At 54.0% G+C, this 23,374-nt stretch carries 18 protein-coding genes, 6 tRNA genes and 1 pseudogene; 21 read left to right on the forward strand and 4 right to left on the reverse strand.

Translation table 11 applies throughout. From position 1 onward, the window contains the following. Positions 1-1,398, reverse strand: coding sequence for a chitoporin ChiP (gene chiP, locus SK62_RS14610; RefSeq protein WP_017694280.1), 1,398 nt, complete (start codon positions 1,396-1,398; stop codon positions 1-3). A gap of 126 nt (positions 1,399-1,524) precedes the next feature. Here chiP and SK62_RS23260 point away from each other — a divergent pair. Further along, a pseudogene (locus SK62_RS23260) lies at positions 1,525-1,593 on the forward strand (hypothetical protein); the annotation flags it as partial. Positions 1,594-1,844: 251 nt separating this feature from the next. Here the strand turns inward: SK62_RS23260 and glnS are convergent. Then, the gene (gene glnS / locus SK62_RS14615; protein ID WP_015571127.1) at positions 1,845-3,512 is read right to left on the reverse strand and encodes a glutamine--tRNA ligase; all 1,668 of its coding nucleotides are present in this window, start codon (positions 3,510-3,512) and stop codon (positions 1,845-1,847) included. A gap of 168 nt (positions 3,513-3,680) precedes the next feature. Then, positions 3,681-5,630, reverse strand: coding sequence for a PTS N-acetyl glucosamine transporter subunit IIABC (nagE, locus tag SK62_RS14620; RefSeq protein ID WP_017382457.1), 1,950 nt, complete (start codon positions 5,628-5,630; stop codon positions 3,681-3,683). A gap of 325 nt (positions 5,631-5,955) precedes the next feature. Between nagE and nagB the strand changes: the two genes are divergently transcribed. The 11 genes from nagB (at position 5,956) to SK62_RS14680 (ending at position 12,715) form a co-directional block, all read left to right on the forward strand. Continuing rightward, positions 5,956-6,756, forward strand: coding sequence for a glucosamine-6-phosphate deaminase (nagB, locus tag SK62_RS14625; RefSeq protein WP_003858663.1), 801 nt, complete (start codon positions 5,956-5,958; stop codon positions 6,754-6,756). A 56-nt stretch (positions 6,757-6,812) separates the two neighbouring features. Then, the gene (gene nagA / locus SK62_RS14630) at positions 6,813-7,961 is read left to right on the forward strand and encodes an N-acetylglucosamine-6-phosphate deacetylase (protein WP_032670349.1); all 1,149 of its coding nucleotides are present in this window, start codon (positions 6,813-6,815) and stop codon (positions 7,959-7,961) included. Positions 7,962-7,969: 8 nt separating this feature from the next. Next, positions 7,970-9,190: a DNA-binding transcriptional regulator NagC gene (locus tag SK62_RS14635; protein ID WP_017694286.1), complete on the forward strand. Its 1,221-nt coding sequence runs from the start codon at positions 7,970-7,972 to the stop codon at positions 9,188-9,190. 45 nt (positions 9,191-9,235) lie between these two features. Continuing rightward, the gene (nagD, locus tag SK62_RS14640; RefSeq protein WP_003858667.1) at positions 9,236-9,988 is read left to right on the forward strand and encodes a ribonucleotide monophosphatase NagD; all 753 of its coding nucleotides are present in this window, start codon (positions 9,236-9,238) and stop codon (positions 9,986-9,988) included. A 250-nt stretch (positions 9,989-10,238) separates the two neighbouring features. Then, positions 10,239-11,903: an asparagine synthase B gene (gene asnB / locus SK62_RS14645; RefSeq protein WP_015571128.1), complete on the forward strand. Its 1,665-nt coding sequence runs from the start codon at positions 10,239-10,241 to the stop codon at positions 11,901-11,903. 225 nt (positions 11,904-12,128) lie between these two features. Further along, positions 12,129-12,205: transfer RNA gene (locus tag SK62_RS14655), tRNA-Met, on the forward strand. Positions 12,206-12,213: 8 nt separating this feature from the next. Continuing rightward, a tRNA-Leu gene (locus SK62_RS14660) sits at positions 12,214-12,298 on the forward strand. Between the two features lie 23 nt (positions 12,299-12,321). Further along, positions 12,322-12,396 (forward strand) — tRNA-Gln (locus SK62_RS14665). Positions 12,397-12,413: 17 nt separating this feature from the next. Beyond that, positions 12,414-12,490 (forward strand) — tRNA-Met (locus SK62_RS14670). A gap of 41 nt (positions 12,491-12,531) precedes the next feature. Beyond that, positions 12,532-12,606: transfer RNA gene (locus SK62_RS14675), tRNA-Gln, on the forward strand. A gap of 34 nt (positions 12,607-12,640) precedes the next feature. Beyond that, positions 12,641-12,715, forward strand: a tRNA-Gln gene (locus SK62_RS14680). A 96-nt stretch (positions 12,716-12,811) separates the two neighbouring features. Here the strand turns inward: SK62_RS14680 and ubiF are convergent. Continuing rightward, the gene (ubiF, locus tag SK62_RS14685; RefSeq protein ID WP_047718626.1) at positions 12,812-13,987 is read right to left on the reverse strand and encodes a 3-demethoxyubiquinol 3-hydroxylase; all 1,176 of its coding nucleotides are present in this window, start codon (positions 13,985-13,987) and stop codon (positions 12,812-12,814) included. 135 nt (positions 13,988-14,122) lie between these two features. Here ubiF and miaB point away from each other — a divergent pair, with 135 nt between their 5' ends. The 9 genes from miaB (at position 14,123) to SK62_RS14730 (ending at position 23,310) form a co-directional block, all read left to right on the forward strand. After that, positions 14,123-15,547, forward strand: a complete 1,425-nt coding sequence (gene miaB / locus SK62_RS14690) for a tRNA (N6-isopentenyl adenosine(37)-C2)-methylthiotransferase MiaB (RefSeq protein WP_017382461.1) — start codon at positions 14,123-14,125, stop codon at positions 15,545-15,547. A 163-nt stretch (positions 15,548-15,710) separates the two neighbouring features. Further along, on the forward strand, positions 15,711-16,757 hold the full coding sequence (locus tag SK62_RS14695) for a PhoH family protein (RefSeq protein WP_003858674.1): 1,047 nt from the start codon (positions 15,711-15,713) through the stop codon (positions 16,755-16,757). Continuing rightward, positions 16,754-17,221, forward strand: coding sequence for an rRNA maturation RNase YbeY (gene ybeY / locus SK62_RS14700; protein WP_017694310.1), 468 nt, complete (start codon positions 16,754-16,756; stop codon positions 17,219-17,221). Before SK62_RS14695 ends, ybeY begins: the two co-directional genes overlap by 4 nt. 84 nt (positions 17,222-17,305) lie before the next feature. After that, the gene (gene corC, locus SK62_RS14705; RefSeq protein WP_003858679.1) at positions 17,306-18,184 is read left to right on the forward strand and encodes a CNNM family magnesium/cobalt transport protein CorC; all 879 of its coding nucleotides are present in this window, start codon (positions 17,306-17,308) and stop codon (positions 18,182-18,184) included. A 5-nt stretch (positions 18,185-18,189) separates the two neighbouring features. After that, on the forward strand, positions 18,190-19,728 hold the full coding sequence (lnt, locus tag SK62_RS14710; protein WP_047718628.1) for an apolipoprotein N-acyltransferase: 1,539 nt from the start codon (positions 18,190-18,192) through the stop codon (positions 19,726-19,728). A 380-nt stretch (positions 19,729-20,108) separates the two neighbouring features. Beyond that, positions 20,109-21,014, forward strand: coding sequence for an amino acid ABC transporter substrate-binding protein (locus SK62_RS14715; RefSeq protein ID WP_003858681.1), 906 nt, complete (start codon positions 20,109-20,111; stop codon positions 21,012-21,014). Between the two features lie 155 nt (positions 21,015-21,169). Continuing rightward, complete coding sequence (gltJ, locus tag SK62_RS14720) at positions 21,170-21,910, forward strand: glutamate/aspartate ABC transporter permease GltJ (RefSeq protein WP_015571133.1); 741 nt, start codon at positions 21,170-21,172, stop codon at positions 21,908-21,910. Then, complete coding sequence (gene gltK / locus SK62_RS14725; protein WP_003858686.1) at positions 21,911-22,585, forward strand: glutamate/aspartate ABC transporter permease GltK; 675 nt, start codon at positions 21,911-21,913, stop codon at positions 22,583-22,585. Next, positions 22,585-23,310, forward strand: a complete 726-nt coding sequence (locus tag SK62_RS14730) for an amino acid ABC transporter ATP-binding protein (RefSeq protein ID WP_017382465.1) — start codon at positions 22,585-22,587, stop codon at positions 23,308-23,310. The genes gltK and SK62_RS14730 overlap by 1 nt, the downstream gene beginning before the upstream one ends. The last annotated feature ends 64 nt before the right edge of the window (positions 23,311-23,374 follow it).

Raw genomic sequence — 23,374 nt, forward strand, 5'->3', positions numbered from 1 at the left:
TCAGAAGATTGTGAATGGCGCAATGACCATGAATTTCACGTCACGTTCATCCTGGAAGATGTTGCCGTAACCGCCCGCGTAGCTCGGGATATCGGAGTGGTTGTCATACTGGGTGAAGTGCAGTTTGAACATCGTGCCTTTCGCACGGCCCTCCTGAAGGGTGTAAATCGCATCCAGGCTGTATGAAGACTCTTTCAGACGGTAGTTCGGATCGTAGTAGGCGTCTGGCGTAGCCATATCTGCTGGCTTCGCGTCCCAGGCGTACGCGTAGGACGCACCCACCGCCCAGCCAGGCAGGTTCCAGTTCTTCAGGTCATACATTGCGCCGAAGAAGACCGCCTTTTCGCCGTCGGCGTTAAAGTCAGAGCGGTTATCCCACCAGATATCCAGACGACCATTGGAAGAGGCGTAGGTTGGCGTCATACGTTGCAGGAAGTAGCCCTGCTGCCCTTCTGCCTTGACCCATGTTCCCTCCAGACGTAAATCAACCTGACCTACCTTGTAGCCGAAGGTCAGCGCCTGTAACCACGCGGTGCCGTCATAGATATCATTTACGCTGCCATCACTGACTTTGTCGCGCGTACCGTAGAACTGATAGCTGGTGCTCAGCGGGCTACCCGCGATATCAAATTTGTAGCTGGCTTTAGCAAAGTACTGATCGATATAGCCTTCAGCCTGACCAAAAGCAGCTTCCAGCACCAGATCGTTTTTGAAGTCGTACTTCGCCCCCAGCGAGTGGAGATAATCAACTTTGGTTTTTTTATCATTCTGATAGAACTTGTCCATCTCAATGTGCCACGGCGCTTTGTACTCGTTGGTCCACATATAGGAGAAGCTCAACGCCCCCGCATCGCCGTAGTCAAAATTAGCACCGGCTTCCGCACCCTGATAGGTACCTGGCATAAAGCTCCAGTGCGGTGCTAACAGCGTCTGACCGGTTGGCTGGATATAACCTCCACGCGCCCAGACCGGACCATATTTGAATTTTGCAGCCGCTTTATACAGGCTGATTCCGCTTTTATCGCCGGACCAGTCTTCGTCGTAGGCTTTATTGCTGGAGGAGAACGCAATTTCGTTCGGATGGCCGCTGTCGCCATTTTCGGCCATTTCAATTGCGGTGAACGCTGCAATATCGATCCCGAACATATCGGCGGCATATCCCGACTGAAAATCCAGGTTGGCGTTCCAGGTCGAGTGAGAAAGGTTGGTTTTGTATTTATCTTCAGTGACGTCTTTACGGTCACGCTCACGCTGCCAGTAATAAATACCGCCCGTGAGGGTGGAATCTTCAATGAAACCTGCTGCTTTTGCCTCTGGCGCAACCACCAGGCCCGACATTGCTGTCACACCGGCGATAGCCAGCGCCAGCGCACTACGTTTGCCACTGAACGTACGCATAGATTATTCCTCTTTGACTAATTAAAACGCCTTAAACGGCGAAAAACAGAAAAGACCAAGTGGTCAGGGGTAGTCAGAAATACCCTCGAATTAACTACCGTCTTTAGGTTATTTTTCGCGACGCGAATTATCAATGCTTTTAATCAGGCAAAAGTCAGGATTATGACGAAGAGCACATATTTCGTAGTGCTTTGTAACATTTACCGGGAAGCAAGTACTGGCGGGGGAATGCGCTAATTTTCAGTAAGTAACATTGATATTGTGAATATATTTTTCAGCGTTTCTCTTTTTGGAAAACAACAAACTTTTTTAAATAAAATAAGTAGCACCACATTGACCTGGAATGTTGGCTTTAATTCATCATCCCGATGCTTAACGACATGATCGTTAAATAAAAAAACGCCGCATTACGCGGCGTTTGTTTCTCATTGACCATGCCAGCGTTATTATTCGCCGATCTTAGTCCAGGTATCACGCAGACCGACGGTACGGTTAAATACCGGTTTTTCTGCCGTGCTGTAACGGCTGTCCAGGCAGAAGTAACCCTCACGTTCAAACTGGAACGCTTTACCGGCTTCAGCGGCTTTCAGAGACGGCTCGGCATAACCCTGCTTGATAATCAGCGACTCAGGGTTGATAACCGCCAGGAAGTCCTCCGCAGCGCCTGGGTTAGGTACGCTGAACAGACGATCGTAGAGACGGATCTCAACCGGCAGCGCATGCTGCGCACTCACCCAGTGGATCACACCTTTCACTTTACGGCCATCCGCCGGATCTTTACTCAGCGTCTCTGCGTCGTACGTACAGAAGATGGTCGTGATGTTACCTTCCGCATCTTTCTCTACGCGCTCGGCTTTGATCACATAGGCGTTACGAAGACGCACTTCTTTGCCCAGCACCAGACGCTTGTACTGCTTGTTCGCTTCTTCGCGGAAGTCGGCGCGATCGATCCAGATTTCACCGCTGAACGGCACGTCGCGGGTGCCCATTTCCGGTTTGTTCGGATGGTTAGGCATCGAGACCAGTTCGCTTCCGCCCTGCGGATAGTTTTCGATGACCAGTTTCACTGGATCGATCACTGCCATCGCGCGCGGCGCGTTTTCGTTCAGGTCTTCGCGAATGCAGGATTCCAGAGACGCCATTTCGATGGTGTTGTCCTGCTTGGTAACGCCAATACGTTTGCAGAACTCACGAATAGACGCCGAGGTATAGCCACGACGACGCAGGCCAGAGATGGTCGGCATACGCGGGTCGTCCCAGCCTTCAACGTGCTTGTCGGTGACCAGCAGGTTCAGCTTACGCTTGGACATCACGGTGTATTCCAGGTTCAGACGAGAGAACTCGTACTGACGCGGATGCACAGGAATGGTGATGTTATCCAGCACCCAGTCGTACAGACGACGGTTGTCCTGGAATTCTAGCGTGCACAGAGAGTGCGTAATGCCTTCCAGCGCATCGCTGATGCAGTGGGTGAAGTCGTACATCGGGTAGATGCACCACTTGTTACCGGTCTGGTGGTGTTCAGCGAACTTAATGCGGTACAGCACCGGATCGCGCATCACGATGAACGGAGACGCCATATCGATTTTGGCACGCAGACACGCTTTACCTTCTTCGAAGCCACCGGCACGCATTTTTTCAAACAGCGCCAGGTTCTCTTCCACGCTACGATCGCGGAACGGGCTGTTTTTACCAGGCTGAGTCAGCGTACCGCGGTATTCACGGATTTCGTCAGCAGACAATTCGTCGACGTATGCCAGACCTTTGTTAATCAGTTCAACCGCATAGGCATACAGCTGATCGAAGTAGTCTGAGGAGTAGCAGATATCGCCAGACCAGTTGAAGCCCAGCCATTGCACGTCGTTTTTAATCGACTCAACGTATTCGATGTCTTCTTTTACTGGGTTGGTGTCATCGAAACGCAGGTTGCACTGCCCCTGGTAATCTTGCGCAATACCAAAGTTCAGGCAGATCGATTTGGCGTGACCAATGTGCAGGTAGCCATTTGGCTCCGGCGGGAAACGCGTGTGGACTGTGGTGTGCTTACCACTGGCCAGATCTTCATCGATGATCTGACGAATAAAGTTACTCGGGCGGGCTTCTGCCTCACTCATCGTGGATTCCTCAAAGCGTAAACAACGTATAACGGCATATGATCTTATAAGCCGGACGTAGTGACAACCCTTAAAACGTCCCGGAAGAAAATAATGGGGGCAATTGCCGCAAAAAAAAGCGGCGGAGGATATCCCCGCCGCTAAAGGCATAACTCTACTCAGGAGCGATTACTTGCCTTTAATCTCATACAGTGGCGTCTGGCCTGCAACCACCTGACCCTGCGCCTGGATCACCAGACCGCTGAAGTCGTCGATGTTGCTGCACACGACCGGGCTTATCATGGAGCGCGCGTTGGCATTCAGGAAGTCCAGATCCATTTCCAGAATCGGCTGACCTGCCGCCACTTCAGCACCCTCTTCCACCAGACGAGTAAAGCCCTGACCGTTCAGCGCAACGGTATCGATACCCATATGGACAACGATCTCCGCGCCTTTTTCCGTTTCCAGGCAGAACGCGTGGTTGGTGTTGAAGATTTTCACGATAGTACCGGCAGCCGGAGAGACCACGGTTTTGTCCGTTGGTTTCACCGCCACGCCGTCACCGACCGCTTTGCTGGCGAACGCTTCGTCAGGCACCTGCTCAAGCGCAACAACGTCACCTGTCACCGGAGAAACCAGCGCAGCGATGGTCACCGCGTTTGGCACAGCCTGCGGTTTTGCAACCGGCGCGTCAGCCACTGGCGCGTTATCCGTTGAGGCGGCAGCGACCGGCCCACGGGCAACCACTTTTTTCATTTCATCGCCGATAGATTCGGCTTTCGCACCCACGATAACCTGGATGGTTTGTTTGTTCAGTTTCACCACACCAGACGCACCCAGGCGTTTGCACATTGCATCGCTCACGCGCGCGGAGTCACCTACGGTCAGACGCAGACGGGTAATACAGGCATCGATCGCTTTCAGGTTGTCGGTGCCACCCACAGCGGCAATGTAGTTGGTTGCCAGCTGGGTTAAACCCTCTTCGGTATTGCTGTTGGCTTCACTGGTCACAACATCATCTTTCGTATCTTCGCGGCCCGGCGTCTTCAGGTTAAACATACGAATAACCGCGCTGAACAGAACGAAGTAGATAACGAAGAAGATCAGGCCCATCACCATCAGGATCCAGACGTTGCTGCTTGCCGCCGGCAGGTTGTACATCAACACATAGTCGATGGCGCCTGCGGAGAAGGAGAAGCCAGCATGGATACCCAGAAGAGTGGCGACGAACAGGCTGATACCGGTCAGGATCGCGTGCATCAGATACAGCAGCGGAGCCAGGAACATGAACAGGAATTCCAGTGGCTCGGTCACGCCGGTCAGGAAGGCGGTGATCGCAACGGACAGCAGCATCCCGCCAACCATTGGGCGACGCGCTTTCGGCGCAGCCAGGTACATTGCCAGCGCCGCGCCAGGCAGACCAAACATCATGATTGGGAAGAAGCCAGACATGAACATGCCCGCGGTGCCGTCGCCTGCGTAGAAGCGGTTGATATCACCGTGGAATACCGCGCCGGCCGCGTTGGTGAACTCACCAATCTGGAACCAGGCGATGGTGTTCAGTACCTGATGCAGACCGGTTGGGATCAGCAGACGGTTAATGAAACCGAAGATGCCCGCGCCCATTGCGCCCGCAGACACGATCCACTCGCCACCCGCATGGATAGCATGCTGCACCGGTGGCCAAACGTAGCCAAAGATGGCGGCGAGGATCAGACAGAAAAAGCCCGTCGCAATCGGCACAAAACGTTTACCGCCGAAGAAGCTCAGGAAGTCAGGAAGTTTGATACCTGCCCAACGGTTGTACACGGCGCCACCCACCAGGCCGGTAATGATACCTGCCAGCACACCCATATTGATTTCAGGGTTGATGGTTACCATCGCTTTCGTGAGGATGAAGTAACCGACAGCCCCTGCCAGTGCCGCGGCACCAGCGCTGTCTTTTGACCAGCTTGACGCCACACCGATGGCGAAAATCAGCGCCAGGTTGTCAAAAATTGCACCGCCTGCCTGGGCAATAAACGGCACGTTAAGAAGATCGGGTTGCCCGAATCGCAGCAGCAACGCTGCAACCGGTAGCACGGCGATAGGGAGCTGCAAAGCCCTACCGAGGCGCTGGAAAAAACCTAAAATATTCATCCTATTCCCCCTACGAGACCCTTTGTTAAGACTCGCGCATAAACTATGTTTTTATTGTGTCACGAACGATAGATACAGTTGATGATTCACTGGCAGTGTGAGTGTGTGAAAAATTAATTCGTATCGCAAATTAAACACCTATTTTTTGTGATTATTGTCACCAAATATCGTATTAAACCCTCCCTTTCACTGGCTAACGACGAAAACTTATTTTATCATTAAAAAAATCAAGACGGATTGATCCGGCCTGAAAGGTTCCAGGTTACGCTTAGTTCAGGTTGCACTAATCATCCGCCCACTTTTACTTAAACTTTAGAGGTGAATAATGAGACTGATTCCCCTGGCAACAGCTGAACAAGTCGGAAAATGGGCTGCTCGTCATATCGTTAACCGCATCAACGCGTTCAAACCAACAGCCGATCGTCCTTTCGTTCTCGGTCTTCCAACCGGTGGCACGCCCCTGACCGCGTATAAAGCTCTGGTTGAAATGCACAAAGCGGGCCAGGTTAGCTTTAAACACGTTGTGACCTTCAACATGGACGAATATGTCGGCCTGCCGAAGGAACATCCGGAAAGTTACCACAGCTTTATGCACCGTAATTTCTTCGATCACGTTGATATTCCGGCTGAAAACATTAACCTGCTGAATGGAAACGCGCCTGATATTGACGCAGAATGCCGTCAGTATGAAGAAAAAATCCGTTCCTACGGTAAAATCCACCTGTTTATGGGCGGCGTAGGCAACGATGGTCATATCGCGTTCAACGAACCGGCATCTTCACTGGCTTCCCGTACCCGTATTAAAACGCTGACCCATGATACGCGCGTGGCTAACTCCCGCTTCTTTGACGGCGACGTCAATCAGGTGCCTAAATACGCGCTGACCGTGGGCGTGGGCACGCTGCTGGATGCCGAAGAAGTGATGATTCTGGTGCTGGGCGCGGTGAAAGCGCAAGCGCTTCAGGCTGCCGTTGAAGGTAACGTGAACCATATGTGGACGATCAGCTGCTTACAGCTGCATCCAAAAGCGGTTGTCGTGTGTGACGAACCGTCCACCATGGAGCTGAAAGTGAAAACGCTGAAATACTTCAACGAGCTGGAAGCTGAGAACATCAAAGGTCTGTAATTGAATAACCGCCTCTTTATATCCGGGGCGGTCGCTTTTTTTAACCGGGGGTCGATATGTACGCTTTAACCCACGGTCGGATTTATACCGGCCATGAAATTCTGGATGACCATGCGATTGTAATCGCCAATGGCCTGATTGAACGTGTTTGCCCGCTGGCGGAACTGCCGCCGGAGATCGAACAGCGTTCCCTCAATGGAGCAGTAATCTCCCCCGGTTTCATCGACGTACAGCTCAACGGCTGCGGCGGTGTCCAGTTTAACGATACCGCAGAGGCGGTATCGGTTGAAACGCTGGAAATCATGCAAAAAGCCAACGAGAAATCGGGCTGCACCAGCTATCTGCCAACGCTGATCACCAGCAGCGATGACCTGATGAAACAGGGTATCCGCGTCATGCGCGAATACCTGGCAAAACATCCGAATCAGGCGCTGGGCCTGCACCTGGAAGGACCATGGCTGAATATGGTCAAGAAAGGCACCCATAACCCAAACTACGTGCGCAAACCGGATGCCGAGCTGGTGGATTACATGTGCGCCAATGCCGATGTGATCACCAAAGTAACGCTGGCCCCGGAAATGACCGGCACGGACGTTATCAGCAAACTGGCCGCCGCCGGGATTGTGGTGTCTGCGGGCCATTCGAACGCGACGCTGAAAGAGGCGAAGGCCGGTTTCCGCGCAGGCATTACGTTTGCCACACACCTTTATAACGCGATGCCCTATATTACTGGCCGCGAACCGGGACTGGTTGGCGCCATTCTGGATGAACCAGACGTCTACTGCGGCATTATCGCCGACGGCTTGCATGTCGATTACACCAACATCCGCAACGCCAAACGCCTGAAAGGCGACAAGCTCTGCCTGGTAACGGATGCTACCGCTCCGGCAGGAGCGAATATTGAGCAGTTCATTTTTGCTGGTAAAACAATATACTACCGGAATGGACTGTGTGTGGATGAGAACGGCACGCTGAGCGGTTCTTCTCTGACGATGATCGAAGGGGTACGTAACCTCGTTGAACATTGCGGCATCGCGCTTGAGGAAGTGCTGCGCATGGCCACGCTTTATCCGGCGCGCGCCATTGGCGTCGATAAACAGCTCGGCGGTATTGCGCCAGGTATGGTTGCAAACCTGACGGCGTTCACACACGATTATAAAATTATTAAGACCATCGTTAATGGTAACGAGGTCGTCACTGAGTAAGTAAAAGTATGACACCAGGCGGACAAGCTCAAATCGGTAATGTCGATCTCGTTAAACAACTTAACAGCGCGGCGGTTTATCGCCTGATTGACCAGCACGGGCCAATCTCGCGCATTCAGATAGCCGAACAAAGCCAGCTTGCTCCCGCCAGCGTGACAAAAATTACACGCCAGCTTATTGAGCGCGGCCTGATCAAAGAAGTCGATCAGCAGGCCTCCACCGGGGGCCGCCGCGCGATTTCCATCGTCACGGAAACCCGCAATTTTCAGGCCATTGGCGTTCGCTTAGGACGTCATGACACCACGCTTACGCTCTACGATCTGAGCAGCAAGGCCATTGCCGAAGAACACTACCCCCTTCCTGAGCGCACGCAGGAGACGCTTGAACATGCGTTGCTGAATACCATTGCGCAGTTTATCGAAAGCTGTCAGCGCAAGATCCGTGAACTCATCGCCATCTCGGTGATTTTGCCCGGCCTGGTTGACCCGGAAAGCGGCGTTATTCGCTACATGCCGCATATTAAGGTAGAGAACTGGGGGCTGGTTGAGGCGCTGGAAAAGCGCTTCAAGCTGACCTGCTTTGTTGGTCACGATATTCGCTCGCTGGCGCTGGCGGAGCACTACTTTGGTGCGAGCCAGGACTGCGAAGACTCTATTCTGGTGCGCGTTCACCGTGGTACAGGTGCGGGCATCATCTCGAATGGCCGCATTTTTATTGGCCGTAACGGTAACGTAGGCGAGATTGGTCATATCCAGGTGGAACCGCTTGGCGAGCGCTGCCACTGCGGTAACTTTGGCTGTCTTGAAACCGTTGCCGCCAATGCCGCCATTGAACATCGCGTTCGCCATCTGCTGGAGCAGGGTTACCAGAGCCGCGTCACGCTGGACGATTGTAAGATCGGCGCCATCTGTAAAGCGGCAAACAAAGGCGATGCGCTGGCCTGCGAAGTGATCGAACAGGTAGGACGCCACCTGGGTAAGACCATCGCCATTGCCATCAACCTGTTTAATCCGCAGAAAGTGGTGATTGCCGGCGAGATCGTTGAAGCCGAAAAAGTGTTACTGCCCGCCATTGAAGGCTGCATCAATACCCAGGCGCTGAAGGCATTTCGCCAGAATTTGCCGGTGGTGCGATCTACGCTCGATCACCGCTCGGCAATTGGCGCATTCGCCCTGGTAAAACGTGCCATGCTCAACGGGATCCTGCTGCAACATTTGCTGGAATCCTGATCGGACCTTATAGTAACGCCTTCTTTTTTTGATGTCGGATTGTCCATGACCATTAAGAATGTAATTTGTGATATCGACGGCGTGCTGATGCACGACAACGTTGCCGTGCCGGGTGCTGCGGAGTTTCTTCACCGCATCATCGACAAAGGAATGCCACTGGTTCTTCTCACGAACTACCCTTCACAGACTGGTCAGGATCTGGCAAACCGCTTTGCTACCGCAGGCGTCAACGTCCCGGACAGCGTGTTCTATACTTCTGCGATGGCGACCGCGGATTTCCTGAAGCGTCAGGAAGGCAAAAAAGCCTATGTGGTTGGTGAAGGTGCGCTGATCCACGAGCTGTATAAAGCGGGCTTCACCATCACCGACGTGAACCCGGACTTTGTCATCGTGGGCGAAACGCGCTCCTTTAACTGGGAGATGATGCATAAGGCAGCCTACTTTGTCGCCAACGGTGCGCGTTTTATCGCCACCAACCCGGACACGCACGGTCGTGGTTTTTATCCCGCCTGCGGTGCGCTGTGCGCCGGTATCGAAAAAATCTCGGGTCGTAAGCCGTTTGTTGTCGGTAAACCGAGCCCGTGGATCATCCGCGCCGCACTGAATACGATGCAGGCACACTCAGAAGAAACCGTCATCGTGGGCGACAACCTGCGTACCGATATTCTGGCTGGCTTCCAGGCGGGGCTTGAAACCATCCTGGTGCTTTCTGGCGTTTCACAGCTTGATGACATTGATACGATGCCGTTCCGGCCAAGCTGGATTTACCCCTCTGTCGACGAAATCGACGTTATTTGATTCAGAACCACGCCTCAGGGCGTGGTTTTTCATTTCTGCTGCCTGAAAACATCACTTCATCTAACGAAATCAGCCCTTCATTGAGAAATCATCAATAATATCGCTTAACACATACTCTTTTTTTAAGATTCGGCAATTGCCATTGCACTTTTTACGTTTTCATCGGTAAAACGCTTGCGCCCCCTCCCCCTTTTGCGGCATTTTCATAAGCAAGCAACATCACAACGCAACAGGGTTAACGGAGAAGGTTATGTGTTCTATTTTTGGCGTACTGGATATTAAAACTGACGCGGGCGAACTGCGTAAAAAAGCACTCGAATTGTCCCGCCTGATGCGCCATCGCGGTCCGGACTGGTCAGGCGTATACGCCAGCGATAAAGCGATTCTGGCTCACGAACGTCTCTCCATTGTTGATGTCAACGCTGGCGCACAGCCGCTGTATAACGAGAAAAAAACGCACGCGCTGGCTGTTAACGGTGAAATTTACAACCATCAGGCGCTGCGCGCCGAGTACGGCGATCGCTACGCGTTTCAGACCGGCTCAGACTGCGAAGTGATCCTGGCGCTGTATCAGGAGAAAGGCCCGGAGTTCCTCGACGATCTGCAAGGTATGTTCGCCTTCGCGCTGTACGACAGCGAAAAAGACGCTTACCTGATTGGCCGCGACCATATCGGTATTATCCCGCTGTACATGGGACACGATGAGCACGGCAACTTCTACGTTGCCTCAGAGATGAAAGCCCTGGTGCCGGTGTGCCGCACCATCAAAGAGTTCCCGGCAGGTAGCTACCTGTGGAGTAAAGACGGCGAGATCCGCCCGTACTACCAGCGCGACTGGTTTGATTATGAGGCGGTGAAAGACAACGTGACGGACAAAGCCGAACTGCGTCAGGCCCTGGAAGAGTCAGTGAAAAGCCACCTGATGTCAGACGTACCTTACGGCGTACTGCTCTCCGGCGGTCTGGACTCCTCCGTGATCTCCGCGATCACCAAGAAATTCGCCGCACGTCGCGTGGAAGATCAGGAGCGCTCTGAAGCCTGGTGGCCGCAGCTGCACTCCTTTGCCGTAGGTCTGGAAGGGGCACCTGACCTGAAAGCCGCCCAGGAAGTGGCGAACCATCTTGGCACGGTGCACCATGAAATTCACTTCACCGTACAGGAAGGTCTGGATGCGATCCGCGATGTGATCTATCACATTGAAACCTATGATGTGACCACCATTCGCGCCTCCACGCCGATGTATTTGATGTCGCGGAAGATCAAAGCGATGGGCATCAAGATGGTGCTCTCCGGCGAGGGTTCTGACGAAGTGTTTGGCGGTTACCTCTATTTCCACAAAGCGCCAAACGCCAAAGAGCTGCATGAAGAAACGGTGCGTAAGCTACAGGCGCTGCACATGTTTGACTGCGCGCGCGCCAACAAAGCGATGTCCGCCTGGGGTGTGGAAGCCCGCGTGCCGTTCCTCGATAAGAAATTCCTTGATGTGGCGATGCGCATCAACCCGCAGGACAAAATGTGCGGCAACGGCAAAATGGAGAAACATATCCTGCGTGAATGTTTTGAATCCTACCTGCCGGCGAGCGTGGCGTGGCGTCAGAAAGAGCAGTTCTCGGATGGCGTGGGTTACAGCTGGATCGACACCCTGAAAGAGGTGGCGGCGAAACAGGTTTCTGATCAACAACTGGAAACTGCGAGCTTCCGTTTCCCGTACAACACGCCAGCCTCGAAAGAAGCGTATTTGTACCGTGAGATCTTTGAGGAGCTGTTCCCGGTTCCAAGCGCAGCAGAGTGCGTACCGGGTGGCCCATCGGTCGCCTGCTCTTCTGCTAAAGCCATTGAATGGGATGAATCATTCAAAGCGATGAACGATCCGTCAGGACGCGCGGTGGGCGTTCACCAGTCTGCCTATAAATAATGTTCAGAGTATCATCAGGCCCTCCGGGGCCTGATTTTTTTGCCTCTCTTTTCTCCGCATAAAATCGATTAATAACCAATAATTGTCGAATATTCGGCCTCGCTGTTCGCAACCTAACCAAACAGTCACATTCCGGCTATTTTCATTGAAAAAGGTGTTGACGCTGCAAGGGTCTATACGCATAATGCGCCCCGCAACGCCGATAAGGTAACGCGAAAAAAAGATGGCTACGTAGCTCAGTTGGTTAGAGCACATCACTCATAATGATGGGGTCACAGGTTCGAATCCCGTCGTAGCCACCATCTTTTTTGCGGGAGTGGCGAAATTGGTAGACGCACCAGATTTAGGTTCTGGCGCCGCAAGGTGTGCGAGTTCAAGTCTCGCCTCCCGCACCATTCCCAGGTAAGCGTTGCACGGATGGGGTATCGCCAAGCGGTAAGGCACCGGTTTTTGATACCGGCATTCCCTGGTTCGAATCCAGGTACCCCAGCCATCGAAGATTGCAGTACTGGCTACGTAGCTCAGTTGGTTAGAGCACATCACTCATAATGATGGGGTCACAGGTTCGAATCCCGTCGTAGCCACCATATTTATGTTATCGAATACGATTCGGTAAACTGAACATTGTTGGGGTATCGCCAAGCGGTAAGGCACCGGATTCTGATTCCGGCATTCCGAGGTTCGAATCCTCGTACCCCAGCCACTTTAAAGTCGTTAAGCAGTTTGTTTAACGCAATTGGGGTGTCGCCAAGCGGTAAGGCTCTGGTTTCTGATACCAGCATTCCGGGGTTCGAATCCCTGCACCCCAGCCACTTAAAACAAACAAGCCCGCTCTGCGGGCTTTTTTGTTTTTGTTGCTCAGAATAGTGCGGCCTGATGCCCTCTCCCACGGGGAGAGGGAATAAAGATCAGAGTCCGAGGGCATATTTCAGGGCCTGACGCTTCAGACCACCGGCGCGTTCCGCTGCCATCAATCCAATATTGCGCACTATACGCACCGGACCAACATCGTTGCTGAACCCGGCATAGAACAGATCCATCCCCGACTGCATAATGAAGTTATCCGCCATACGGCGCGTCTGGTAGCGCTTCAGTACCTGATGGCTGGCCCAGGCTTCCGCGTGGGCGCGAGCGTTACCCAGCACATCCAGTAACGCATCGACGTCACGGTATCCCAGATTCACCCCCTGCCCCGCCAGCGGATGAATGGTGTGCGCCGCGTCCCCCACCAGCACCAGTCCTTCACGGGCATACTGTAACGCATGGCGTCGCATCAGCGGGAATGCGCCGGCGGCAACCGGGGTCACGTTACCCAGACGACTCGGGAAGTGCTGGCGAATTTCGCGCTGCAACTGATCCATGGACAGCCCCTGCAACTGTCGAATGCGCGCCGGTTTGTCGTACCACACCAGCGAGGCCCAGTTATCAAACAGCGGTAAGAATGCATGCGGGCCGTTCGGCGTAAAATGCTGCCAGGTGCTTTCGCCCGGCGCGTTTTCTGACTGCACGGTGATCAGCATGCAGGACTGCTGGTACTGCCAGGCATGGATCCCAATGCCTGCCATCTGCCTGACCTGCGAGTTCGCGCCATCCGCCCCCACCACCAGCTTCACGGCCAGCTCATCGTCGTTGTCCAGCGTCAGGAGATACCCGCCCTCATGACGATGCAGGGCTTTCAGCGAGTCCGGAACGCGCAGCGTCACCTTCGGGTGCGCCTCCAGCGCCTGCCAGAGTGCCTGCTGGAGCACGTTGTTTTCCACCATATAGCCCAGGCGCGGCAGTTTCAGCTCGGCGGCATCAAACGACACGTGAGCATTTTCCCACTCCCAGGTTTCAAGACGGCTGTATGGGTGCGCGCGCATCGCCAGCACCGCCTCCCAGACGCCCAGCCCGCGAAGCAGATCAACAGAGGCCGCGCTGATGGCGGAAATACGCACGTCCGGTTGGCTGGCAGGATCGAATGCCGGCGGAGCCGCCTGTTCAATAACGGTTACGTCAAATCCCTGCTGCGCCAGCCCCAGCGCCAGCGCGCCGCCGACCATACCGCCGCCAACAACGGCAACTTCGGTTTTCAGGAGTGTCATGGTCACTATTCCTTATTGGAGAATACCTTAAGTTTACCGGATTTTTGCGGCCCTGAGGTTGACAACCTTCATACTGGTCACAACCGCACCAAAGCATTACAATACGCGGCTTGCAATCCTGAGCTGAGCAAGTCGATGACTAAAAAACTCCATATAAAAACCTGGGGCTGTCAGATGAACGAATACGATTCATCGAAGATGGCCGATCTGCTGGATACCACCCACGGATACCAGCTGACTGAAAATGCGAAAGAAGCCGATGTGCTGCTGCTGAACACCTGTTCAATTCGTGAAAAAGCACAGGAAAAAGTCTTTCATGTGTTAGGCCGCTGGAAGCTTCTCAAACGGAAAAATCCGGACCTGATTATTGGCGTGGGTGGCTGCGTCGCATCGCAGGAAGGAAAGCTGATCCGCCAGAGAGCCCCCTATGTGGATATCGTTTTTGGCCCTCAGACCCTGCACCGCCTGCCAGAGATGATTAATCAGGTTCGCGGCAGCCGTAGCCCGGTGGTTGACGTGAGCTTCCCGGAGATCGAGAAATTTGACCGTCTGCCTGAGCCGCGCGCTGATGGCCCGACCGCCTTCGTCTCCATCATGGAAGGCTGCAACAAATACTGTACTTACTGCGTGGTGCCTTACACCCGCGGTGAAGAAGTGAGCCGCCCGGCAGACGATATCCTGTTTGAAATCGCGCAGCTTGCCGCGCAGGGCGTTCGTGAAGTGAACCTGCTGGGTCAGAACGTGAACGCCTGGCGCGGGGAAAACTACGACGGCACCACCGGCAGCTTTGCTGAACTGCTGCGTCTGGTGGCGGCGATTGACGGCATCGACCGCATTCGCTTTACCACCAGCCATCCGATGGAATTTACCGACGACATTATTGACGTCTATCGCGATACGCCAGAGCTGGTGAGCTTCCTGCACCTGCCGATCCAGTGCGGTTCTGATCGCGTGCTGAACCTGATGGGTCGTCCACATACGGTGCTCGAGTATAAGTCCACCATCCGCAAGCTGCGTGAAGCGCGCCCGGATATCCAAATTAGCTCCGACTTTATCGTCGGCTTCCCTGGCGAAACCGCTGATGACTTTGAGCGCACCATGAAGCTCATCGGCGAGGTGAATTTCGACGTCAGCTACAGCTTTATCTTCTCTGCGCGCCCGGGCACCCCTGCGGCCGATATGGTTGACGATGTGCCGGAAGAAGAGAAAAAGCAGCGTCTGTATATTCTACAGGAGCGTATCAACCAGCAGGCCAACGCCTGGAGTCGTCGTATGCTCGGCACTGTCCAGCGTATTCTGGTGGAAGGCACCTCCCGTAAGAGCGTCATGGAACTGTCTGGTCGAACCGAAAATAACCGCGTGGTGAATTTTGAAGGCACCCCGGACATGATCGGTAAGTTTGTGGACGTCGAGATTGTCGAAGTACTCACGAACTCGCTGCGCGGGAAGGTGGTACGCACTGAGGACGAAATGGGTCTGCGTATTGCCGAGACGCCGGAATCCGTTATCTCTCGCACCCGCAAAGTCAACGACTCTGGCGTGGGTATTTACCAGCCTTGATCCTTCTGGCCTGCCTGTCCGGCAGGCCTTGTATTTCCTCTCATCGCCCCCAATATCTACCGCAACGCTTGCGCCTTTATTCTGTGGCGTGAATAATTTCGGTAATGACCGTTTTATTACGCCGTGTGGCCACAGGTCAGTTAACCAATTAAAGAGGAACAGTTTGAACATAGATACGCGTGAAATTAGCCTTGAGCCCGCAGACAACGCTCGCCTGCTGAGCCTGTGCGGGCCGTTTGATGACAACATCAAACAACTGGAGCGACGTCTGGGTATCGAAATCAATCGTCGCGATAACCATTTCAAACTCACCGGACGCCCAATCTGCGTCAACGCCGCGGCGGATATTCTCCGCAGCCTGTATGTTGATACCGCCCCGATGCGCGGTGAGATCCAGGATATTGAACCTGAACAGATCCACCTGGCCATTAAAGAGGCGCGCGTGCTTGAGCAGAGCGCGGAGAGCGTGCCGGACTATGGCAAAGCCATCAACATCAAAACTAAACGCGGCGTGATTAAGCCTCGTACCCCGAACCAGGCGCAGTACATCGCCAACATTCTCGACCACGACATCACCTTCGGCGTAGGCCCGGCGGGTACGGGTAAAACCTATCTGGCGGTTGCCGCTGCGGTTGATGCGCTCGAGCGTCAGGAGATCCGCCGTATCCTGCTGACCCGCCCTGCTGTTGAAGCCGGTGAAAAACTGGGCTTCCTGCCGGGCGATTTGAGTCAGAAAGTAGATCCCTACCTGCGCCCGCTGTATGACGCGCTGTTCGAAATGCTCGGCTTCGAGAAAGTTGAAAAGCTCATCGAGCGTAACGTGATTGAAGTTGCTCCGCTGGCCTACATGCGTGGCCGTACGCTTAACGACGCGTTCATCATTCTGGATGAGAGCCAGAACACCACCATCGAACAGATGAAGATGTTCCTGACGCGTATTGGCTTTAACTCGAAAGCGGTTATCACCGGTGACGTCACCCAGATTGACCTGCCGCGTAACACCAAATCGGGTCTGCGTCACGCCATCGAAGTCCTGGCCGAGGTAGAGGAAATCAGCTTTAACTTCTTCCACAGTGAAGACGTGGTACGCCATCCCGTGGTCGCGCGTATCGTTAACGCTTATGAGGCCTGGGAAGAGGCAGATCAGAAGCGCAGGGCCGAGCTGGCCGCAGAACGTAAGCGCGAAGCGCAGGAGCATGAACAGAAATGAGTCAGGTGATCCTCGATTTACAGCTGGCCTGTGATGATAATTCCGGCATGCCAGAAGAGGCACAGTTTCAGAAATGGCTGGATGCCGTTATCCCCCAGTTTCAGGAAGAATCAGAGGTCACGATTCGCCTGGTGGATGAAGCAGAAAGCCATGAGCTCAACCTGACCTACCGCGGGAAAGATAAGCCGACCAACGTGCTCTCTTTCCCGTTCGAAGCCCCTCCGGGCATTGAGATGCCGCTGCTGGGCGATCTGATCATCTGCCGTCAGGTGGTTGAGCAGGAAGCCAAAGAGCAGCAAAAGCCGCTGGAAGCGCACTGGGCACACATGGTGGTGCACGGTAGCCTGCATCTTCTGGGTTACGACCATATTGAAGATGACGAAGCGGAAGAGATGGAATCCCTCGAGACAGAGATAATGCTTGCTCTGGGCTATGAGGATCCGTACATTGCCGAGAAAGAATAGTCAGTCACTGACTACCATGCCGCCGCGCAGGGACATAGCGCGGCGGTTAATATTGAACTAACAAGAGAACCCTTAACAAACGCCATGAGCGACGACAATTCACACAGTAGCGACACGACAACCACTAAAAAGGGATTTTTCTCCCTCATCCTGAACCAGCTTTTCCACGGCGAACCGAAAAACCGTGATGAACTGCTGGAGCTGATTCGTGATTCCGGGCAGAACGACCTTATCGACGAAGATACGCGCGAAATGCTCGAAGGGGTGATGGACATCGCCGACCAGCGCGTCCGCGACATCATGATCCCCCGCTCGCAGATGATTACCCTGAAACGCAACCAGACGCTGGACGAGTGCCTCGATGTGATTATCGAATCGGCTCACTCACGTTTCCCGGTCATCAGCGAAGACAAAGATCACATTGAAGGGATTTTGATGGCGAAAGATCTGCTGCCGTTTATGCGCAGCGATGCCGAAGCCTTCAGTATGGAAAAGGTGTTACGCCCGGCCGTGGTTGTGCCGGAAAGTAAACGTGTGGATCGGATGCTGAAGGAGTTTCGCTCCCAGCGCTATCACATGGCGATTGTTATTGATGAATTTGGTGGCGTTTCCGGTCTGGTCACAATCGAAGACATCCTTGAGCTGATCGTGGGCGAAATCGAAGATGAGTATGACGAAGAAGAGGATATCGACTTCCGTCAGCTGAGCCGCCACACTTGGACCGTGCGCGCGCTGGCCTCCATTGAAGACTTCAACGATACCTTTGGCACCAGCTTCAGCGATGAAGAAGTGGACACCATTGGTGGTCTGGTGATGCAGGCCTTCGGCCATCTTCCGGCCCGCGGTGAAACCGTTGACATCGACGGTTACCAGTTCAAGGTCGCAATGGCTGACAGCCGACGTATTATTCAGGTTCACGTCAGAATGCCGGACGACTCACCGGTGCCAAAACTGGAAGATTAATGTAAATGGCATTTGCCCCAATCTTTGAACGCCAGCGCGTCCGTTTGCTGCTGGCGCTGTTACTCGGAGCCAGCGGTACGCTGGCTTTTTCTCCTTACGATATCTGGCCAGCCGCTATTCTCTCCCTGATGGGGCTACAGGGTCTTACCCTGAACCGTCGTCCGGTACAGGCCGCGGCCATTGGCTACTTCTGGGGGCTGGGGCTGTTCGGCTCTGGTATCAACTGGGTCTACGTCAGTATCGCGCAATTTGGCGGAATGCCGGGGCCGGTTAACGTCTTCCTGGTTGTGCTGCTCGCCGCCTATCTCTCGCTCTACACCGGCCTGTTCGCGGGCATCCTGTCTCGCCTGTGGCCAAAAACGACCTGGCTGCGCGTGGCGATAGCGGCACCCGTTGTCTGGCAAATCACCGAATTTCTGCGCGGCTGGGTACTGACCGGCTTCCCGTGGTTGCAGTTCGGCTATAGCCAGGTAGACGGCCCGCTGAAAGGCCTGGCCCCGGTCATGGGCGTGGAGGCGATCAACTTCCTGCTCATGGCGGTCAGCGGCCTGCTGGTGCTGGCTCTGGTGACACGTAACTGGAAGCCGCTGGTTGCCGCGTTGATCCTGTTTGCCCTGCCCTTCCCGCTGCGTTATATCCAGTGGTTTACGCTGGAGCCCGCGCGCGCCACGCAGGTTTCTCTGGTCCAGGGCGATATCCCACAGTCCCTGAAATGGGATGAGAATCAGCTGCTGAACACGCTGAAAATCTACGCCAACGCCACTGAAAAGGTGATGGGCAAATCGCAGCTCATCATCTGGCCTGAGTCTGCGATCCCGGACCTGGAGATCAATCAGCAGCCCTTCCTGAAGATGATGGACGATCTGCTGCGCGCGCGCGGCAGTACGCTGATCACCGGAATTGTGGATGCGCGTCTCAATCAGCAGAACCGCTATGACACGTACAACACGATCATTACGCTCGGTAAGGACAGCGAATACAGCTATACCTCCACCAATCGCTACAACAAAAACCACCTTGTACCGTTTGGCGAATTTGTTCCGCTGGAGTCTATTCTGCGCCCACTGGCACCGTTCTTTGATTTGCCGATGTCCTCATTCAGCCGGGGCCCTTACGTTCAGCCGCAGCTGCATGCGCACGGTTTTGCCCTGACGGCCGCCATTTGCTACGAGATTATCCTCGGCGAGCAGGTGCGCGATAATTTCCGCCCGGACACTGACTATCTGCTGACCATCTCAAACGATGCGTGGTTCGGTAAATCGATTGGCCCGTGGCAGCACTTCCAGATGGCGCGAATGCGCTCTCTGGAGCTGGCGCGTCCGTTGCTGCGCAGCACCAATAACGGCATTACCGCCGTGATTGGTCCGCAAGGTGAAATCCAGGCCATGATCCCGCAGTTTACCCGTGAGGTGCTGACTACTAACGTCACGCCAACTACCGGGCTTACGCCTTACGCGCGCACCGGGCACTGGCCGCTGTGGATCCTGACTACGCTATTCGGCTTTGGCGCCGTACTGATGAGCCTGCGTCAGCGTCGTAAATAACCTTACCTTCTGTTGCCGGGTGGCGGCTACGCCTTACCCGGCCTACTCTCCAGCGCCGCCACCCGACAATTTCCTCCCAAACTTCAATTCTGGCACGCCTGTTGCTTTGTTTATTCACATCAACGCTGTCTGGCTTAACGTGCAACTTTGTCGCACCAGCGTAGATCATCGGTAGCACCGAAACGGTGCAACGAGGGATTATTGCCTCTGAATGGTGCGGCGCGCTTCGCAAAAATAAACAATAACGCAGCAAAATCTTTACATTAAGCCAGACTAAATGTTAACAAGCTTGCATAACACTGCACTCGCATTGCGCGAGATATAACAACATCACAATGGGTATCTATGCGTCACTGGCGCTGATAAGAAAGGAGTTGGGTATGCAATTACGTAAACTGGCCACAGCAATGCTGGTTATGGGAATGTCTGCGGGGGTTGTCCACGCTGAAGACGCTCCGGCAGCAGGAAGCACTCTCGACAAGATTGCCAAAAACGGCGTGATCGTGGTCGGCCACCGTGAATCTTCTGTCCCGTTCTCTTACTACGACAACACGCAAAAAGTCGTGGGCTATTCACAGGATTACTCCAACGCCATCGTTGAAGCCGTGAAGAAAAAGCTGAACAAACCTGACCTGCAAGTGAAGCTGATCCCCATCACTTCACAGAACCGTATTCCTCTGCTGCAAAACGGCACATTTGATTTTGAATGTGGCTCAACCACCAACAACCTTGAGCGTCAGAAACAGGCCGCTTTCTCGGACACTATCTTCGTTGTGGGCACCCGCCTGCTGACGAAGAAAGGCGGCGACATCAAAGATTTTGCTGACCTGAAAGGCAAAGCGGTTGTCGTGACCTCCGGTACCACGTCCGAAGTGCTGCTGCACAAGCTGAACGACGAGAAGAAAATGGACATGCGCATCATCAGCGCGAAAGACCATGGCGACTCCTTCCGTACCCTGGAAAGCGGCCGTGCTGTCGCGTTTATGATGGATGACGCCCTGCTGGCGGGCGAACGCGCGAAAGCGAAGAAACCAGACAACTGGGAAATCGTCGGTACCGCCCAGTCGAAAGAAGCCTACGGCTGTATGCTGCGTAAAGGTGACGAGGACTTCAAGAAACTGATCGATGACACCATCGCTCAGGCGCAAACCTCCGGCGAAGCGGCAAAATGGTTCGACAAATGGTTCAAGAACCCAATTCCACCAAAAAACCTGAACATGAACTTTGAACTGTCTGACGACATGAAAGCGCTGTTCAAATCACCAAACGACAAAGCTCTTAACTAATTAGAACGACAGGGGCGGGATCTCCTGCCCTCTCGATTGTCGGGAAGCATGGACAGACTATACGTTGAGTGGTCGTTCCCCACTCAGCGCAAAAATTGAGCTTCTCACCAATCTTCGAGGGTAGCGCTGCTACCCTTTTTTTTCTGGAGTTTACTATGTCAATTGACTGGAACTGGGGAATCTTTCTGCAACAAGCCCCGTTCGGCAACACCACCTATCTCGGCTGGCTGTGGAGCGGCTTTCAGGTTACCGTTGCGTTATCGATAACGGCGTGGATCATCGCGTTTCTTGTCGGTTCGCTGTTCGGTATTCTGCGTACCGTCCCTAACCGTTTTCTCTCTTCGATTGGCACGCTCTATGTGGAACTGTTCCGTAACGTTCCGCTGATCGTGCAGTTCTTTACCTGGTATCTGGTGATCCCGGAACTGCTGCCGGAAGATCTCGGCATGTGGTTTAAGGCCGAGCTGGATCCTAACGTACAATTTTTTGTCTCCTCTATGCTGTGTCTGGGGCTGTTCACCGCTGCGCGCGTCTGCGAGCAGGTACGTGCCGCCATACAGTCACTGCCGCGCGGGCAAAAGAATGCGGCACTGGCAATGGGCCTGACTCTGCCCCAGGCCTACCGTTACGTACTGCTGCCTAACGCTTACCGCGTCATCGTTCCGCCGATGACGTCCGAGATGATGAACCTGGTAAAAAACTCGGCTATCGCCTCAACCATCGGTCTGGTGGATATGGCGGCACAGGCGGGCAAACTGCTGGATTACTCCGCTCACGCCTGGGAATCCTTCACGGCGATCACGCTCGCCTATGTTCTGATTAACGCTTTCATCATGCTGGTGATGAACCTGGTTGAACGCAAAGTACGCCTGCCGGGCAATCTGGGGGGCAAATAAATGTACGATTTTGACTGGAGTTCCATTGTTCCCTCCATGCCCTATCTGCTGGATGGACTGGCAATCACCTTAAAGATCACCGTTATCGCCATTATCGTCGGTATCGTCTGGGGCACCCTGCTGGCAGTGATGCGCCTGTCGAGCTTTAAGCCGCTCGCCTGGTTTGCCACGGCTTACGTTAACGTATTCCGCTCCATTCCACTGGTCATGGTGCTGCTGTGGTTTTATCTGATTGTTCCCGGCTTTTTACAGAACGTACTGGGACTGTCGCCAAAGACCGATATCCGCCTGATCTCTGCCATGGTGGCGTTTTCCATGTTTGAAGCCGCCTACTACTCAGAGATCATCCGCGCAGGTATTCAGAGTATCTCTCGCGGGCAGTCCAGCGCTGCGCTGGCGCTCGGTATGACGCACTGGCAGTCCATGAAGCTCATTATTTTGCCGCAGGCGTTTCGCGCCATGGTTCCGCTGCTGCTGACGCAGGGCATCGTCCTGTTCCAGGATACCTCCCTGGTCTACGTGCTGAGTCTGGCAGACTTCTTCCGTACCGCCTCCACCATTGGCGAACGTGACGGAACGCAGGTTGAGATGATCCTCTTCGCGGGCGGGGTCTATTTTGTGATTAGTTTAAGCGCATCGCTGTTGGTCAGCTGGCTGAAGAAAAGGACGGTATAATGATTTCCCTGAAAAATGTTTCTAAATGGTATGGGCACTTTCAGGTGCTGACCGACTGCTCAACAGAAGTAAAAAAAGGCGATGTGGTAGTGGTATGCGGCCCGTCCGGTTCCGGTAAGTCCACGCTTATCAAAACCGTTAATGGGCTGGAACCTGTCCAGCAGGGCGAGATTGTCGTTAACGGCACCAAAGTAAATGACCGCAAAACCAACCTTGCCCAGCTTCGCTCCCACGTAGGGATGGTGTTCCAGCATTTTGAGCTGTTCCCTCACCTGTCCATCATTGAGAACCTGACGCTGGCGCAGGTCAAAGTGCTGAAGCGCGACAAAAAAGCGGCGCGCGAAAAGGGGCTGAAGCTGCTGGAACGCGTCGGGCTGTCTGCGCATGCGAATAAGTTCCCGGCCCAGCTTTCGGGCGGCCAACAGCAGCGTGTGGCAATCGCGCGTGCGCTGTGCATGGATCCGGTGGCAATGCTGTTTGATGAGCCGACGTCCGCGCTCGACCCTGAGATGATCAACGAAGTGCTGGACGTCATGGTGGAGCTGGCGCACGAAGGGATGACCATGATGGTGGTGACGCACGAAATGGGCTTCGCCCGTAAAGTGGCCAACCGCGTGATCTTCATGGATGAAGGGAAAATTGTTGAAGACTCACCAAAAGAAGAGTTCTTCGCAAATCCTAAATCTGAACGTGCAAAAGACTTCCTCGCCAAAATCCTGCATTAATCCTTTTAGTGCGCAATCTGCGGATTGCGCACTGCTTCACGCTTTAGATCTCTTTTTCTATTCG

Origin of the sequence: Enterobacter sp. BIDMC109 (assembly GCF_001037885.1) — a bacterium.
GTDB classification, from domain to species: Bacteria; Pseudomonadota; Gammaproteobacteria; order Enterobacterales; family Enterobacteriaceae; genus Enterobacter; species Enterobacter hormaechei_C.